This is a genomic window from Micrococcus terreus (assembly GCF_900116905.1).
GTDB lineage: Bacteria > Actinomycetota > Actinomycetes > Actinomycetales > Micrococcaceae > Citricoccus > Citricoccus terreus.
This window is the reverse complement of sequence record NZ_FPCG01000002.1, coordinates 383,139-398,630: the sequence shown is the minus strand read 5'-3', so window position 1 is coordinate 398,630 and position 15,492 is coordinate 383,139. Positions and strand designations below refer to the sequence as shown.

15 protein-coding genes are annotated in these 15,492 nt (G+C 69.7%); 14 read left to right on the top strand and 1 reads right to left on the bottom strand.

Annotated elements, in window-relative coordinates; all coding sequences use genetic code 11:
• The first annotated feature begins 6 nt into the window (after window positions 1–6).
• The 9 genes from BM355_RS04220 (at window position 7) to BM355_RS04180 (ending at window position 8,261) form a co-directional block, all read left to right on the top strand.
• Window positions 7–759, top strand: coding sequence for a sulfite exporter TauE/SafE family protein (locus tag BM355_RS04220; RefSeq protein WP_091695413.1), 753 nt, complete (start codon window positions 7–9; stop codon window positions 757–759).
• A gap of 61 nt (window positions 760–820) precedes the next feature.
• A complete protein-coding gene (locus BM355_RS04215) occupies window positions 821–1,414 on the top strand; it encodes a ribosome maturation factor RimP (protein WP_091695071.1) in 594 nt (197 codons plus the stop codon).
• 1 nt (window position 1,415) lies between these two features.
• Window positions 1,416–2,390 carry a transcription termination factor NusA gene (nusA, locus tag BM355_RS04210; RefSeq protein WP_091695068.1) on the top strand — a complete coding sequence of 325 codons (975 nt, stop codon included), beginning with the start codon at window positions 1,416–1,418 and terminating at the stop codon, window positions 2,388–2,390.
• A gap of 103 nt (window positions 2,391–2,493) precedes the next feature.
• Complete coding sequence (locus BM355_RS04205; protein ID WP_091695065.1) at window positions 2,494–2,859, top strand: YlxR family protein; 366 nt, start codon at window positions 2,494–2,496, stop codon at window positions 2,857–2,859.
• A gap of 192 nt (window positions 2,860–3,051) precedes the next feature.
• The gene (infB, locus tag BM355_RS04200) at window positions 3,052–5,862 is read left to right on the top strand and encodes a translation initiation factor IF-2 (RefSeq protein ID WP_091695061.1); all 2,811 of its coding nucleotides are present in this window, start codon (window positions 3,052–3,054) and stop codon (window positions 5,860–5,862) included.
• A gap of 51 nt (window positions 5,863–5,913) precedes the next feature.
• A complete protein-coding gene (gene rbfA, locus BM355_RS04195; RefSeq protein WP_091695057.1) occupies window positions 5,914–6,498 on the top strand; it encodes a 30S ribosome-binding factor RbfA in 585 nt (194 codons plus the stop codon).
• Complete coding sequence (truB, locus tag BM355_RS04190) at window positions 6,495–7,499, top strand: tRNA pseudouridine(55) synthase TruB (RefSeq protein ID WP_091695054.1); 1,005 nt, start codon at window positions 6,495–6,497, stop codon at window positions 7,497–7,499. Before rbfA ends, truB begins: the two co-directional genes overlap by 4 nt.
• The gene (locus BM355_RS04185; protein ID WP_091695049.1) at window positions 7,499–7,861 is read left to right on the top strand and encodes a hypothetical protein; all 363 of its coding nucleotides are present in this window, start codon (window positions 7,499–7,501) and stop codon (window positions 7,859–7,861) included. The genes truB and BM355_RS04185 overlap by 1 nt, the downstream gene beginning before the upstream one ends.
• Before the next feature lie 40 nt (window positions 7,862–7,901).
• Window positions 7,902–8,261 (top strand): hypothetical protein, encoded by a 360-nt coding sequence (locus BM355_RS04180; protein ID WP_091695409.1) that lies wholly within the window; start codon window positions 7,902–7,904, stop codon window positions 8,259–8,261.
• Between the two features lie 66 nt (window positions 8,262–8,327).
• Here BM355_RS04180 and BM355_RS04175 read toward each other — a convergent pair whose 3' ends face one another.
• Entirely contained in the window at window positions 8,328–9,035 is a 708-nt protein-coding gene (locus BM355_RS04175; protein ID WP_091695045.1) for a DUF937 domain-containing protein, read from the bottom strand.
• A gap of 212 nt (window positions 9,036–9,247) precedes the next feature.
• On the opposite strand from BM355_RS04175, the gene BM355_RS04170 reads away from it, so the two are divergent.
• The 5 genes from BM355_RS04170 to BM355_RS04150 all read left to right on the top strand — a co-directional run bounded on the left by BM355_RS04170 (window position 9,248) and on the right by BM355_RS04150 (window position 15,428).
• Window positions 9,248–10,231: a bifunctional riboflavin kinase/FAD synthetase gene (locus tag BM355_RS04170; RefSeq protein WP_091695041.1), complete on the top strand. Its 984-nt coding sequence runs from the start codon at window positions 9,248–9,250 to the stop codon at window positions 10,229–10,231.
• Between the two features lie 6 nt (window positions 10,232–10,237).
• A complete protein-coding gene (locus tag BM355_RS04165; protein ID WP_245760582.1) occupies window positions 10,238–11,065 on the top strand; it encodes a class I SAM-dependent methyltransferase in 828 nt (275 codons plus the stop codon).
• Between the two features lie 100 nt (window positions 11,066–11,165).
• Entirely contained in the window at window positions 11,166–11,435 is a 270-nt protein-coding gene (gene rpsO, locus BM355_RS04160; protein WP_091695035.1) for a 30S ribosomal protein S15, read from the top strand.
• Window positions 11,436–11,716: 281 nt separating this feature from the next.
• Window positions 11,717–13,981 (top strand): polyribonucleotide nucleotidyltransferase, encoded by a 2,265-nt coding sequence (locus BM355_RS04155; protein WP_091695032.1) that lies wholly within the window; start codon window positions 11,717–11,719, stop codon window positions 13,979–13,981.
• A 133-nt stretch (window positions 13,982–14,114) separates the two neighbouring features.
• Window positions 14,115–15,428 carry a M16 family metallopeptidase gene (locus tag BM355_RS04150; RefSeq protein ID WP_091695029.1) on the top strand — a complete coding sequence of 438 codons (1,314 nt, stop codon included), beginning with the start codon at window positions 14,115–14,117 and terminating at the stop codon, window positions 15,426–15,428.
• The last annotated feature ends 64 nt before the right edge of the window (window positions 15,429–15,492 follow it).

The window sequence follows — 15,492 nt, the reverse complement described above, 5'->3', positions numbered from 1 at the left end:
ATCGTCATGGTCGTGCTGGCGGGCCTGGCGGCCGGCTGGGTGGATGCCGTGGTCGGCGGCGGGGGACTGCTGCAGCTGCCGGTGCTGCTCATGGTGCCCGGCATCACCCCGGTGCAGGCGCTGGCCACCAACAAGATGGGATCCGTCTTCGGCACGGCCACCAGCACCATCACGTACTACCGGCGGGTCGGTCCGGATCTGAGGACGGCCATCCCCATGGCGGTGGTGGCTCTCTGCGGCAGCTTCGGCGGGGCGATCGTGGCCACGCTGCTGCCCGCCGCCGTGATCAAGCCCGTGATCGTGCTGGCACTGATCGGGGTGGCTGTGTTCACTGCCGCGCGGCCCCAGCTCGGCCGTGCGGCGGCCCTGCGCTTCACCGGTCAGCGGCACCTGCTCACGGCCCTGGCGATCGGTCTGATCATCGGCTTCTATGACGGTGTGCTGGGACCGGGCACGGGCACGTTCCTGGTGATCAGCCTGGTGGCCATGCTCGGCTACGACTTCCTGCAGGCCTCGGCCAAGGCCAAGATCGTCAACCTGGCCACGAACCTGGGAGCCATCGCCTTCTTCCTGCCCTCCGGACACATCCTCGTGGGGCTGGGGCTCATCCTGGGCCTGTCCAACATGGTCGGCGGGTACCTGGGAGCCCGGATGGCGGTCCGGCAGGGAGCCGGGTTCATCCGGATCGTGTTCCTCTGCGTGGTCTCGGTGCTGATCGCCAAGCTGGGCTGGGACCTGTTCGTCGAGTGGACCGCCTGAGTCAGGCCCTGACCCACTAGGCTGGATCAGCCTGATCGCCCACCCGTCTCGGAGGACCACGATGACCACCACCCCGTCCAGCCTGCAGGAGATCATCGCGCCCGCGGTCGAGAGCTCGGGCCTGGTGCTCGAGGAGTGTGGACTGACCGGCGAGGGCGACCATCGGACCCTGCACGTGGTGGTGGACCGGTCGGAGGGGACCGAGGGGCTGGACCTGGACACGGTCTCCGCCGTGGCCACAGCGGTCTCGTCCGCGCTCGATGCGGCCGGCGACGACCTGCCGGAGCTGGGCAGGTCTCCCTACCAGCTGGAGGTCTCGTCCCCGGGCGTCTCGCGTCCGCTCACCGATCCGCGCCACTGGCGGCGCAACGTGGGCCGGACGGTGAGTGTCTCCGTGGACGGAGCGGACCCGATCACTGCACGGGTGGTCGAGGCCGATGCGGACTCCGTGGTGCTGGCTCCGGTGCGCCCCGGCGCCAAGAAGGGCATGCCGGCCAAGGAGGGCGCCCCCGAGCGCCTGCCCTTCTCCCGACTGGGGGCAGGGACGATCCAGGTAGAGTTGACCCACGGCGCGCCCGCCCACCAGGACGGGGACGCGCAGCATGGGCGGCATCCGCAGGATGCCGCTGACGACGTTTCGGACACGGAGGCCTGAGTTGGACATCGACATGAGCGCCCTGCGGATGCTGGAGAAGGAGCGCGAGATCCCTCTCGAGAAGCTCATCCCCACCATCGAGCAGGCCCTGGTGGTGGCCTACCACAAGTCTCCGGGCGCCCTGCCCCAGGCGCGCGCCGAGCTGGACCGCAAGAGTGGACACGTGACCATCTGGGCCACGGAGACCGATGAGGACGGCCAGGCCATCGGTGAGTTCGACGACACGCCCAACGGCTTCGGCCGGATCGCGGCCTCGACCGCGCGTCAGATCATCCTCCAGCGCCTGCGCGACGCCGAGGACGACCAGATCCTGGGCGAGTTCAAGGGCAAGGAGGGCGAGCTGATCTCCGGCATCATCCAGCAGGGCACCAACCCGTACATGATCCAGGTCAACCTGGGATCGGTGGAGGCGGTGCTGCCGCCGCCGGAGCAGGTCCCCGGTGAGCACTACGGGCACGGCCGCCGACTGCGCGCCTACGTCACCGATGTCCACCGCGGGCTCAAGGGCCCCTCCATCACCCTGTCCCGCTCCCACCCCGGTCTCGTCCGCAAGCTGTTCGAGCTGGAGGTCCCGGAGATCGCCGACGGCTCGGTCGAGATCGTCTCCCTGGCCCGTGAGGCCGGGCATCGCACCAAGATGGCGGTGCGTGCCACGCGGTCCGGCGTGAACGCCAAGGGTGCCTGCATCGGCGAGATGGGCTCCCGTGTCCGGGCCGTGATGAGCGAGCTGAACGACGAGAAGATCGACATCGTCGAGCACTCTGAGGACCCTGCCGCCTTCATCGGACACGCGCTGTCCCCCTCCAAAGTGTCGAGCGTCACCGTGGTGGACGAGGCCACTCGTTCGGCCCGCGTGGTCGTGCCCGAACATCAGCTCTCGCTGGCCATCGGCAAGGAGGGGCAGAACGCCCGCCTGGCCGCCAAGCTGACCGGCTGGCGCATCGACATCACCGGAGACGGCGCGTCTGCCCAGTGAGGGGTTGAGCCCCCTCCACAGGGCCGAGAAGCGACGACTCGGCGTGGAAGCGGCTAGACTGCTGTGGATCCCTGCACGACACATCCCCTGCACAGGACGGTCCATGCCGACTCATTCAGTTCCGACTGAAGGGTCAGCACCCCTCCGCACCTGCATCGGATGCCGTCGCCGCGAGGATCAGAACCTGCTGGTGCGTCTGGCGCTGGACCCGAGCACGGAGACCCGATCCGTGACCGTGGACCTGCGCCGTCGACTCCCTGGCCGTGGTGCCTGGCTGCACCCTGCCACTGACTGCCTGCAGGTCGCGTTGAGGCGTCGAGCCTTCCACCGGGCCTTCCGAGGTCCCGTGGAGACCGACTCCCTAACCGACCTGTTCGAGCAGACGGTGACGAGTGCACCGCCCATGACCGCCGAGGAGCAGGACACACCGGCGTTGACGACCGACAACGAAAGCGGGTCAGAGATCTGATGGAAACCCGATGAGCACCAAGCGATGAGTGCCAGACGATGAACATCACCCCCAGCTCGACCATCGGTCGCGCAGCGCAGCCCGTCAGGGGCCTGCCGGCGACCGGAGCACACACCCAACGGTCCACCGCCGCGGTCGGCAGGAGCTAGACGCTCCAGCCACGGCCCCGGTTCGGACCAGAACAGGAGAACCGTGGCCAAGGTCCGCGTCCATGAGCTCGCCAAGGAGCTCGGCATCACCTCCAAAGAGGCGCTGAACAAGCTTCAGGAGATGGGCGAATTCGTTCGCTCCGCCTCATCCACCATCGAGCCCCCGGTGGTCAAGAAGCTGCGCTCCGCCTATGCGGACGCAGCCCCGAAGAAGTCTGCAGAGTCCAGCACCGCGGCACCGGCCCCGAAGAAGCCCGCTGCGGCGGCACCTGCCGCGCCGAAGACCGAGGCTCCTGCCGCGCAGAAGCCCGCACCGGCCAGCCCGGCCAAGCCCGGAGCACCGGTGCCCGGCCCCCAGCCGACTGCCGAGAAGAAGCAGACGCCTGCCGCTGAGGCGGCTCCGGCCCCGGAGCAGTCCGCCCCTGCGCCCCAGCCCGAGAAGCCGGCGGCCCCGCAGGCCCCTGCCTCCCAGGCGCCCACGCCCGGCCCGGCCGCACCCAAGGCGCCGACCGCACGCCCCGGTGCCCCGCGCCCCGGGAACAACCCCTTCACCTCGAAGCAGTCTGCACGGGACGAGCGTCCGGGTGGACCTCGCCCAGGTGGACCACGCCCCGGCGGCCCCCGTCCGGGCAACAACCCGTTCGCACCCAAGCAGGGCATGCGCTCGGGCCGTCCTGACGAGCGTCCCGGAGGACCGCGTCCCGGTGCCCCTCGTCCTGGTGCACCTCGTCCCGCCGGTGCGGGAGCACCGACTCCCGGCGGTGCCCGCCCCAGCCCGAACATGATGCCGGGACACATCACCCGGCCGGCCCCGGCCGGTGCTCGTCCCGGAGGCGGCCGTGGCCGTCCCGGTGGCGGACCCGGTGCAGGGACCGGTGGGCCTGCCGGCGGCGGCCCTCGTGGCGGTCGCGGCGGCCGCGGCGGCACCCAGGGTGCCTTCGGTCGTGGCGGCGGACCGCGTGGCAAGCAGCGCAAGTCCAAGCGCGCCAAGCGCCAGGAGCTGGAGCAGCAGACACGCGAGATCGGCGGCGTCAAGGTCCCCAAGGGCGACGGCACCGTGGTGCGTCTGCGCCGTGGCTCCTCGCTCTCCGACCTGGCCGAGAAGATCAATGCCAACGCGGCTGCGCTGGTGACCGTGCTGTTCCAGCTCGGTGAGATGGCCAACGCCAACCAGTCCCTGGACGAGGACACCTTCGCGGTGCTCGCCGAGGAGCTCGGCTACAAGATCGAGATCGTGTCCCCGGAGGACGAGGACAAGGAGTTGCTGGAGACCTTCGACATCGACCTGGAGGCCGAGCTGGCCGACGAGTCGAGCGAGGACCTCGAGAAGCGTCCGGCCGTCGTGACCGTGATGGGTCACGTCGACCACGGCAAGACCCGTCTGCTGGATGCCATCCGCTCCACCAACGTGATCGAGGGCGAGGCCGGCGGCATCACCCAGCACATCGGTGCCTACCAGGTGCCGTTCGAGCATGACGGCCGTGAGCGTCGCCTCACCTTCATCGACACCCCGGGTCACGAGGCGTTCACCGCCATGCGTGCCCGTGGTGCCAAGGTGACGGACATCGCCGTGCTGGTGGTCGCCGCGGACGACGGCGTCATGCCGCAGACCGTCGAGGCGCTGAACCACGCCCAGGCGGCCAATGTGCCGATCGTGGTGGCCGTGAACAAGATCGACAAGGACGAGGCGTCCCCGGACAAGATCCGTGGACAGCTCACCGAGTACGGTCTGGTGCCCGAGGAGTATGGCGGCGACACCATGTTCGTGGACGTCTCGGCCCGCAACAACCTGAACATCGATCAGCTGCTGGAGGCCGTCCTGCTGACCGCGGACGCCGCCCTGGAGCTGACGGCGAACCCGGACAAGGACGCACGCGGTGTGGCCATCGAGGCCAACCTGGACAAGGGCCGCGGCGCCGTGGCCACCGTCCTGGTGCAGTCCGGCACCCTGCGGATCGGTGACAACATGGTCGCCGGCACCGCCTACGGCCGTGTGCGCGCCATGTTCGATGAGAACGGTGATGCCGTGGAGGAGGCGACCCCGTCTCGTCCGGTGCAGGTCCTGGGCCTGTCCAGCGTCCCGCGGGCCGGCGACACCTTCCTGGTCACCGAGGATGACCGCACGGCTCGCCAGATCGCTGAGAAGCGTGAGGCCGCCGAGCGCAACGCCACCCTGGCCAAGCGCCGCAAGCGGATCACCCTGGAGGACTTCGACCAGGCTGTGGCCGAGGGCAAGATCGACACCCTCAACCTCATCATCAAGGGCGATGTGTCCGGTGCCGTGGAGGCACTGGAGGACTCGCTGCTGAAGATCGAGGTCGGCGACGACGTGCAGCTGCGCGTCATCCACCGCGGTGTCGGCGCCATCACCCAGAACGACGTCAACCTCGCCACCGTGGACAACGCCATCATCATCGGCTTCAACGTCCGCCCGGCTGAGCGCGTGGCAGATCTGGCCGACAAGGAGGGCGTGGACATGCGCTTCTACTCGGTCATCTATGCCGCGATCGACGACATCGAGGCCGCTCTGAAGGGCATGCTCAAGCCCGAGTACGAAGAGGTCCAGCTGGGTTCGGCCGAGGTCCGCGAGGTCTTCCGCTCCTCCAAGTGGGGCAGCATCGCCGGTTCGCTGGTGCGCACCGGTCTCATCCGCCGCAATGCCTCCGCCCGTCTGGTGCGGGACGGCAACGTGGTGGCCGAGAACCTCAAGATCGAGTCGCTGCGCCGCTTCAAGGACGACGCCACCGAGGTCCGCGAGGGCTACGAGTGTGGCATCGGCCTGGGCTCCTTCAACGACATCAAGGAAGGCGACGTCATCGAGACCTTCGAGATGCAGGAGAAGCCGCGGGTCTGACCCGCTGGAGCATCAGCACACATCACCCCATCCACGAAAGGAAGGTGCACCATGGCAGATCCGGCACGCGCGGCCCGGCTCGCGCAGCGGATCAAGGTGCTGGTCGCCGAAGCCCTGCGCAAGCGGGTCAAGGACGACCGGGTGGAGGCCGTGACCGTCACCGAGGTGCGGGTCACCAACGACCTCCAGCACGCCACTGTGTACTACACCGTGTTCGGTGACGACGCCGCGGTGGACGGCGCCCGGGAGGCCCTGGAGGCCAACCGCGGCGCCATCCGCCACGAGGTCGGTCGGAACCTGACCATCCGGTTGGTCCCGACCCTCGAGTTCGTGCCGGACACCGTTCCGGAGACCGCCTCGCATCTGGAGGAGGTCCTGCGCCAGACCAAGGAGCGGGACGCCGAGGTCGCTCGACTGCGCGAAGGCGCCGCCTTCGCCGGCGAGGCCGACCCGTACCGGACGTCCGAGGAGGCCGCGGGGATCCCGTCCGCTCCGTCTGCGGCCGGGACGGACACCCATTGGTCCGACGGCGACGAGCGGCAGCGGCCCGCCGGCGCCGACCAGCGCGACGCCCATGCCGAGCCCACCTGGGAGCGCGCAGGCGACGACAGCTGGGACGAGGACCTGCCCCGGTGAGCCGGGAGCTGCCCCCTGGCGCTCCCGGCACCGAGTCCTCCGGGCTGGTCCTGGTGGACAAGCCGGCCGGCTGGACCTCCCACGACGTCGTCGGGAAGGTCCGCCGGCTGGCCGGCACCCGCAAGGTCGGCCACGCCGGAACCCTGGACCCCATGGCCACCGGCCTGCTGGTGGTGGGGTTCAACAAGGCCACCCGTCTGCTGACGTCCATCACCGGTACGGACAAGACCTACCTGGCCACGGTCCGGCTGGGCCAGACCACCACCACGGAGGACGCCGACGGCGAGATCCTCGTGGAGCGCCTGGCCAATGCGGTGACCGAACAGCGCGTGCTCGACGCCATCGCCGATCTGACCGGCCACATCCAGCAGGTGCCCTCGGCCGTCTCCGCCATCAAGGTGGAGGGGCGCCGAGCCTACGACCGCGTGCGCTCCGGCGAGGACGTGGTCCTGCCCTCTCGTCCCGTCACGATCCACCGCTTCGAGCTCACCGACTTCCGGCGCTCCGAGGACGGTCGGATCGTGGACCTGGACGTCACCGTGGAGTGCTCGTCCGGCACCTACATTCGGGCGCTGGCCCGGGATCTGGGCGAGGCCCTGGACACCGGAGCCCACCTGACGGCGCTGCGGCGCACCGCCGTGGGCCCGTTCCAGATCGCCGATGCAGTGACCGTGGATCAGCTGACCGAGCGGTTCACCGCCACGGAGCTCTCCGCTGCGGCCGCCGGTCTGTTCCCGGTCCGCAACCTCAGCCATGAGGAGGCCGTCGAACTCTCCTTCGGCCGCGCGATCGGTCCCACCGCAGAGCGCACTGACTGGTCTGTCGCTCCTGGCGAGGCCGAGGCCCCCCTGGTGGCCGCGCAGACACCGGAGGGAGCCGTCATCGCGCTCATCCAGGACGGTGTGCGGGCTGGGGAGCCGGTGGCCCGTCCGCAGATCGTCTTCGCCCCCTCCACCGGGCCCGGATCTCGAGCCGACACCACGCCGGAAGGAGCCCGCTGATGATCCTGGACGGCTGGTTCTGGGCCGGAACCGTCATCTGCGCCCTCTCGCTGATCATCTGCGTGGTCATGACCGTGATCCGCACCTTCCCGGACGATGCCTCGATCCTCTCGCTGGTCGCCGTCGAGCTCTTCCTGGTGGTCTACGGGATCAGCGCGGCGGTGCGCACCGCCGGGGGCGAGACCATGTCCGGCCCCGTCTGGGAGTTCTGGGGGTACGTGGCCACGGCACTGATCATCGCGCCGATCGCCTTCTTCTGGGCGGTGACGGACAAGACCCGCTGGTCCAACCTCGTCATGGGCGCCGTGGGACCCACGGTGTTCGTGATGCTCCACAGAATGCAGGTGCTGTTCCTTGGTTGAACCCGTGAAGCGCAATCAGGGACTGGGACGGATCCTGGTGATGGTCTACGCGGTGTTCGCCCTCTCGGCGTTCGCCCGGTCTCTGTTCCAGATCCTGACCGACTTCTCCAGCGCGCCCCTGGCCTACCTGCTCTCGGCCTTCGCCGCGGCCGTCTACATCGTGGCGACGTTCTCCCTGGCCCGCTCTGGACGCACCGCCTGGCACGTGTCCCTGGTGGCGGTGCTGATCGAACTGGTCGGCGTCCTGGGCGTCGGGCTGTGGACGGTGCTGGACCCGGGTCTGTTCGCGGAGGAGACCGTGTGGGGTCACTTCGGTGCAGGCTACGGCTACGTCCCGGCCGTGCTGCCGGTGATCGGCCTGGCCTGGCTGCTCACGCACCGCCCCGCCCCCACGCGCTGAGGGGCGACGGGGCCGAAGCGGGCGCAGGCCACCAGCCGACCACCGGCTCAGGCCGCACCGCTCCGCTCAGCGGCGGCCACCCAGCAGACCGCCCAGGATGGAGCCCAGGTCCAGCTGACCGCCCTGGGGCGCCTGCACCGGCGGGACATCCTTCGCTCCGCCGCCCAGGATGCCCCCGAGCAGATCACCGAGACCGCCGCCGGCCAACCCGCCCAAACCGCCGGGCGCCGGCGACTGGGCCGGGCCACCCGCGGCTCCACCCGGCTGGGCCCCCTTGATCAGGTCCTCCACGAGCCCGCCGAGACCACCGGATGCCTGTCCCTGATCGGAGGGGGCGCTCTGGCCCGGTGCACCCGCGCCACCGCGGTTCATCACCTGATCGGCCAGCCAGGCCAGCACGAAGGGCGCCACGATCGGCAGGACCTTCTTCACCAGGGCGCCCAGATCGATGCCGGCCGGCCCGGCGGCGCTGAGCTGCTGGGCCAGCGGCTCGGTGTTCTGTCCGAGGGCATGCTGGACGATCTTCTGACCATCGGCCTCGTCCACGCGCTGCAGGTCCGGGACGTCACCGAACTGGCCCTGGTGCTGCCCGAGAGCCCCGAGCAGAGACTGCGCGCCCTGAGGGGAGCTCGCGTTGGACTGCATGCCGGCCACCAGGGAGGGCACTGCGGCCTGGACGGCTGCCAGAGCGGACTGCTGGTCCGTCCCCAGGCGCTGGGCGATCTGATCGATCGGCAGGCGGGAGATGAGGTCGTTGATCTGCGGGTTCGCCATGAGTGCCTCCTGTGCAGCGGCGGTCGGAACCGGCCGGTGGGCCGGGCTGGCACCAGAGTAGGCTCTCGCCACGGAGATGCACAGCAGGCCGCACACCCAGGAACGGGTCCCTGAACAGACCGCGGATGAGTGAGTGTCCGCGAGAGTGGATAATGGTCGGTGGCAGTGACCGGCCCCACCGGCCGGCGACCTCGAGACGAAGAAGGACCTCCGTGCACTACTGGGATGGACTGGCCGCCGTGCCGCAGGACCTGGGTCCCACGGTGGTGACCATCGGCAACTTCGACGGTGTGCACCGCGGGCACCGGCACGTCCTGGACCAGGTCGTCGCGGTCGCCCGCTCCCGTGAGCTGACCTCGGTCGCCATCACCTTCGATCCCCACCCCGCCGTGGTGCACCGTCCGCTCGAGCGGCACGAGTCCATCACGGCCTTCGGGGAGAAGTCGCGTCTGCTGGCCGACACCGGCCTCGACGGGCTGGTCGTCCTCCACTACACCCTGGAGTTCGCCCAGGCGACTCCGGAGGAGTTCGTGCGCTCGGTGATCGTGGACGCTCTGCATGCGGCGGTGGTGGTGGTGGGCCACGACGTCCGCTTCGGCCGGCACAACTCCGGAGACTTCGCCACCATGCAGCGGCTGGGCGCCGAATACGGCTTCGAGGTGATCGCCGTCGAGGACTTCGGTGAGGACCGGAGGTGCTCCTCGACCTGGATCCGCGATGCCCTGCGCGCCGGCGACGTGGCCGAGGCCGCTCAGGTGCTGGGGCGGAACCACCAGGTCCACGGGGAGGTGGTCCACGGCTTCGCCCGGGGGCGTGAACTGGGCTTCCCCACGGCCAACCTCTCCGACGAGGTCCAGGGCATGGTCCCTGCCGACGGCGTGTACGCCGGGTGGCTGCATGACGAGTCCGGTCGGCGCTGGCCCGCAGCGGTGTCGGTCGGCTCCAACCCCACCTTCGAGGGGGTGGCCCGTGTGGTGGAGGCCCACGTGATCGACCGTCCGCAGGAGCAGGTCGAGGACTTCGACCTCTACGGCCAGCAGGTCGCTGTGGAGTTCGTCCAGCGCCTGCGCGGCATGGTGGCCTTCGAGGGGATCGCCAAGCTGATCGAGCAGATGGACGATGACGTGGCGCGTACCCGTCAGATCCTCCTGGATGCCGAGTCCGCAGTCTCGGCGGATCCGGCCAGCCGGGGCTGAGCCCCGGTGGACAGGCCAGAGCACGACGACGGCCCCGCGGCTCCCAGCACCGCGCACCCTGCGGTGCCGCCCCGGCCACAGGGCGGTCCCCGGCTCACCGCGGACTCCCGCCGCCGGCTCGCTGAGGCGTTCCGGACCTCCGGCCAGCGCTACGACGCGATCAGGCCCTCCTATCCGGCCGCCGTCGTGCCCTTCCTGTGTCCTGACGGGGCACGGACCGCCGTGGACGTGGGAGCCGGCACCGGGCTGTTCACCCGGCTGCTGGTGGACCACGGGCTGCAGGTCACGGCGGTGGACCCCTCCGTGAGCATGCTCGAGGTGCTGGCGCGAGCGCTGCCTGCGGTGCGCGTGGTGGAGGGCACGGGGGAGTCGACCGGTCTGCCGGAGGGCTGTGCGGACCTGGTGACCGTGGCTCAGGCCTGGCACTGGATCGATCCGATGGCCGGGACCGCTGAGGCGCGGCGCCTGCTGCGCCGGGACGGGGGAGTGCTGGGGATCGTGGCCAACCAGTTGGACACCTCGGTGCCCTGGGTACACCGGCTGACCCGGATCATGCATGCCGGAGACGTGCATCCACCCCAGCGGCCTCCGCTGTTCGGTGACGGATTCGGGGATGCCGAGGGCCAGTGGTGGCAGTGGACCCAGCCGATGACGCCCTCCGGCATGCACGAGCTGATGGCCTCCCGGTCCTACCATCTGCGGGCGTCCGCGGCCGTGCGCGAGCGGATGCGGGCCAATCTGGACTGGTACCTGCACGAGCACCTGGGACATGCCCAGGATGCGGTGATCGAACTGCCCTACATCACCAGTGCCTGGCGCATGGAGCGGTGCTGATACAGTGGAGGGTTGGCGCCCGCTGCAGTCCGCGGTGGCAGGGTGCCGGTCGGCTCTGGCCGATCACCCTGATCGCGGTACAACTCGCAAGGAGTTAAGCGTGGCACTGGACCCCGCCGTCAAGCAGGACATCATCAAGGAGTACGCCACTCACGAGGGCGACACCGGTTCCCCCGAGGTGCAGATCGCAGTGCTCTCCCGTCGGATCTCCGATCTGACCGAGCACCTGAAGATGCACAAGCATGACCACCACACCCGCCGCGGCCTGATGGCCCTGGTCGGTCGTCGTCGGCGCATGCTGGGCTACCTGCAGAACACCGACATCGAGCGCTACCGCTCGCTGATCGAGCGTCTCGGCCTGCGCCGCTGACGCAGCAGAGGCGGCGTGTCCCCGGGTTTTCCCCCGACGGGCCGCCGCCTCTACTCTTGTCAGGGGAGGACCGCATCGGTTCTGCCCGCCTGAGGACCACCTCAGGATCACCTGAAACAACCACAGATGCCCGCCAGGAGCCGTTCCATTCGCGGTCCTCGACAGTGGCTTCCGGAACTCCGCGCCGCGCCGACCCTCGAGTCGGTCCGGCCCGAGGTCCGGGGGCTTCGATCGAAGACCGGGTGGTGGCTGCGGCGGGCCGGATGAAAGGACACCCACCCATGGAGGGTCCCGAGATCAAGTTCGCCGAAGCCGTCATCGACAACGGCTCCTACGGCAAGCGCACTGTCCGCTTCGAGACGGGCCGCCTGGCCCAGCAGGCCGCCGGCGCGGCCATGGTCTACATCGACGAGGAGACGTCGATGCTGTCCGCCACCACGGTGGGCAAGTCCCCGCGTGAGGGCTTCGACTTCTTCCCCCTGACCGTGGACGTGGAAGAGCGGATGTACGCCGCCGGCCGCATCCCCGGCTCCTTCTTCCGCCGTGAGGGTCGTCCCTCCACGGACGCCATCCTCACCTGCCGCCTGATCGACCGTCCGCTGCGCCCGGCCTTCGCCAAGGGCATCCGCAACGAGGTCCAGGTCGTGGTGACCGTGACCTCGATCGCCCCGGACGAGATCTACGACACCGTGGCCATCAACGCCGCGTCCATGTCCACCCAGCTCTCCGGTCTGCCGTTCTCCGGCCCGATCGGCGGCGTGCGCATGGCCCTGATCGACGACGGCGCCGGCAACCGTCAGTGGGTGGCCTTCCCCAAGCACTCCCAGCTCAAGGACGCCGTGTTCAACATGGCCGTCGCCGGCCGGGTCGCCGGGGATGACATCGCCGTGATGATGGTCGAGGCCGAGGCCACTCCGGACGTGTGGACCCTGGTCAAGGAGCAGGGCGCCTCGGCTCCCACCGAAGAGGTCGTGGCCGAGGGCCTGGAGGCCGCCAAGCCCTTCATCAAGGCCCTGTGCGAGGCCCAGGCAGACCTGGCCCAGCGCACCGCCAAGGCACCGGTGGACGTGCCCCGCTTCAACGACTACGAGGACGATGTCTTCCAGGCCGTCGAGCAGCACGCCACCGCCCGCCTGACCGAGATCTTCTCGATCGGGGACAAGCAGGAGCGCGAGACCGCTTCGGACGCCTACCACCAGGAGGTCCTGGAAGCACTGGCCGGCGAAGGCACCCAGTTCGAGGACCGTCGCGGCGAGGTCGCCAAGGCCTACGGCGCCGTGACCAAGAAGGTCGTGCGCCAGCGCATCCTCACCGAGCAGGTCCGCATCGACGGCCGTGGTCTGACGGACATCCGCAAGCTGACCGCCGAGGTCGAGGTCCTGCCGCGCGTGCACGGTTCGGCCATCTTCGAGCGTGGCGAGACCCAGATCATGGGTGTCACCACCCTGAACATGCTCAAGATGGAGCAGCAGATCGACTCGCTGGCACCGGAGACCTCCAAGCGGTACCTGCACCACTACAACTTCCCGCCGTACTCCACCGGCGAGACCGGCCGCGTGGGCTCGCCCAAGCGCCGCGAGATCGGCCACGGCGCCCTCGCCGAGCGCGCCATCGTGCCGGTGCTGCCCTCGCGCGAGGAGTTCCCCTACGCCATCCGTCAGGTCTCGGAGGCCCTGGGCTCCAACGGCTCGACCTCCATGGGCTCGGTCTGCGCCTCGACCCTCTCGCTGTTCAACGCCGGTGTGCCGTTGCGCGCCCCGGTGGCGGGCATCGCCATGGGCCTGGTCTCGGACACCGTGGACGGTCAGACCCGGTACGCGGCCCTGACCGACATCCTGGGCGCCGAGGATGCCTTCGGCGACATGGACTTCAAGGTCGCCGGCACCTCCGAGTTCGTCACCGCCATCCAGCTGGACACCAAGCTGGACGGCATCCCGGCCTCCGTGCTGGCCGCCGCGCTGACCCAGGCCCGTGAGGCCCGCCTGCACATCCTGGGCGTCATCAACGCCGCCATCGACGGACCGGACGAGATGAGCCCGTTCGCCCCGCGGATCATCTCGGTGAAGATCCCCGTGGACAAGATCGGCGAGGTCATCGGCCCCAAGGGCAAGATGATCAACCAGATCCAGGAGGACACCGGCGCGGACATCTCCATCGAGGACGACGGCACCGTGCTGATCGGCGCCACCGAGGGCACCGCCGCCGAGGCCGCCCGCTCGGCGATCAACGCCATCGCCAACCCGCAGGTCCCCGAGGTCGGCGAGCGCTACCTCGGCACCGTGGTGAAGCTGACCACCTTCGGCGCCTTCGTCTCCCTGACGCCGGGCAAGGACGGTCTGCTGCACATCTCCGAGCTGCGCAAGATCAATGACGGCAAGCGCGTGGAGGACGTCGAGGACGTCGTCGGCGTGGGCCAGAAGATCCAGGTGGAGATCACCAAGGTGGACGACCGCGGCAAGCTCTCCCTGGCTCCCGTGGTCGAGGAGACCGAGTCCGGCGAGGACAACGGGTCCGCTGAGGGCTCCGCCACCGAGCAGGACGCCTGATCCGCACGGTGATCCGCTGATCACCACGAAGGGCCGGTCCACCGCACTGCGGGGACCGGCCCTTCGGCGTTCCTGGCGGAGGGCTCCGAGGCTCGGTTTCCCTCCGCGTCGTCGGCCCTGACAGAATGCCCGGGTGAGCCCGACGATCCCCATCCCCACAGACTTCACCGGCACCCTGACAGGCCAGGGAGGTGCCGGCCAGGTCCGGCGCTCCGTCCTTCCCGGCGGCGTGCGGGTGCTGACCGAGTCCATGCCGGAGCAGCGCTCGGTGACCATCGGCTTCTGGATCGCCGTGGGTTCCCGGGACGAGTCGCCCGAAGGGTACGGCTCCACCCACTTCCTGGAGCATCTGCTCTTCAAGGGCACCGATCAGCGCAGCGCCATGGACATCGCCACGGCCTTCGACCGGGTGGGCGGGGAGTCCAATGCGGCCACCGCCAAGGAGTCCACCTGCTACCACGCCCACATCCTGGACACGGACCTGCCCATGGCAATCGAGGTCATCACGGACATGGTCACCTCCGCACTGCTGGACGAGACGGAGATGGAGGTCGAGCGCGGAGTCATCCTGGAGGAGCTGGCCATGGCCGCCGATGACCCCTCAGACGTGGCCCATGAGGCGCTGGCGGCGAAGGTGTTGGACGGGCATGCGCTGAGTCGGCCCATCGGCGGCACCCCGGAGACCATCCGTGCCGTCACCCGTGAGCAGGTCCTGGAGCACTACCGCCGCTGGTACCGGCCGGATGAGCTGGTCATCACGGCGGCCGGCGGCCTGGACCATGACGAGGTCTGCCGCCTGGTCCTGGAGGCCCTCCAGCGCTCAGGATGGGAGCTTCCCGACGACGCCGCACCGGTGCAGCGGCGCAGTCACCTTCCTGCCCGGGCAGAGGTGCTGGAGGGCGTCCACCACCTGGTCCGACCGGTGGAACAGGCCTCGGTGCTGGTCGGCGGACGCTCGCTGAACAGCATGGATCCGGACCGGTTCGCCCTCTCGGTGATGAACACCGTGTTGGGCGGGGGCATGAGCTCCCGGCTGTTCCAGGAGATCCGGGAGAAGCGTGGACTGGCCTACGCCACCTACTCCTTCTCCGCGGCGCACTCTGATGTGGGCTACTTCGGTCTGTTCGCCGGCTGCACCCCGGACCGGGCCGAGCAGGTGGCCGCCATGATGACCGACGAGCTGGAGCGGATCGCCCAGGACGGGATCACCCCGGAGGAGCTGGACCGGGCGCGGGGTCAGCTCTCCGGCGGCACCGTCCTGGCCTTGGAGGACACCGGTTCCCGGATGGCTCGGCTGGGCCGGGCCGAGCTGGTCACCGGTGAGTTCACCGACCTGGACGGGTCCCTGGCGCGGATCCGTGCCGTCACCTCGGACCAGGTGCGTGACGTGGCCGGCCGGCTCGCCGCATCACGACGCGCCACGGTCATCGTCGGTCCGCAGATGTGACGCGGGTTATGCTGTCGCCCATCCACTCCGCACTGGACCGTAGCGTCCACGCCGCCGGCAGAGG

Coding starts and splice junctions, on each gene's coding strand:
- BM355_RS04220 (WP_091695413.1), top strand. CDS start 7: ATGGTCGTGCTGGCGGGCCTGGCGGCCGGCTGGGTGGATGCCGTGGTC.
- BM355_RS04215 (WP_091695071.1), top strand. CDS start 821: ATGACCACCACCCCGTCCAGCCTGCAGGAGATCATCGCGCCCGCGGTC.
- BM355_RS04205 (WP_091695065.1), top strand. CDS start 2,494: ATGCCGACTCATTCAGTTCCGACTGAAGGGTCAGCACCCCTCCGCACC.
- rbfA (WP_091695057.1), top strand. CDS start 5,914: ATGGCAGATCCGGCACGCGCGGCCCGGCTCGCGCAGCGGATCAAGGTG.
- BM355_RS04185 (WP_091695049.1), top strand. CDS start 7,499: ATGATCCTGGACGGCTGGTTCTGGGCCGGAACCGTCATCTGCGCCCTC.
- BM355_RS04180 (WP_091695409.1), top strand. CDS start 7,902: ATGGTCTACGCGGTGTTCGCCCTCTCGGCGTTCGCCCGGTCTCTGTTC.
- BM355_RS04175 (WP_091695045.1), bottom strand. CDS start 9,035: ATGGCGAACCCGCAGATCAACGACCTCATCTCCCGCCTGCCGATCGAT.
- BM355_RS04155 (WP_091695032.1), top strand. CDS start 11,717: ATGGAGGGTCCCGAGATCAAGTTCGCCGAAGCCGTCATCGACAACGGC.